The organism is Vibrio sp. 10N.222.55.C6, from assembly GCF_041473395.1.
Lineage (GTDB): Bacteria > Pseudomonadota > Gammaproteobacteria > Enterobacterales > Vibrionaceae > Vibrio > Vibrio crassostreae_C.
This window is the reverse complement of the sequence record NZ_JBFRSD010001092.1, coordinates 1-345: the sequence shown is the minus strand read 5'-3', so window position 1 is coordinate 345 and position 345 is coordinate 1. Positions and strand designations below refer to the sequence as shown.

Genomic DNA, 345 nt, shown 5'->3' with positions numbered 1-345 from the left:
TTCTTGGTCTATCTCATTAAAAGCGTTAGACAATTGGCGTTGTGGTCGGGGAGTAGAGTTACTGTCGAAACCAAACAAGTCGCTCAATCATTCAGTCAACGTGATCACTTACTCTGAACCCGTAGTGATTTGGAAAGGAACACAAGCTGAAATAATCCCGTTTTGCCCTGTGGTATGTGGCAGCAGCATTAAAGGTATGCTGGCTCACCGCATTGCTTTTCACTACCGTAAACATGCAAAACAATGGGCAGAAACGGCAGGCGATGCCGAGAATGAAATCTGGCAGAAACGCCCAGAGGCACTTAAAGCACTATTGGGGTATGCAGATAATGATCATGACCAGAG

The 345-nt window shown here is 45.8% G+C and carries 1 protein-coding gene; it reads left to right on the top strand.

The features are described 5' to 3' along the window. On the top strand, nucleotides 1–345 hold a 345-nt coding region (locus AB4486_RS27695; RefSeq protein WP_372120008.1), incomplete at both ends, for a hypothetical protein.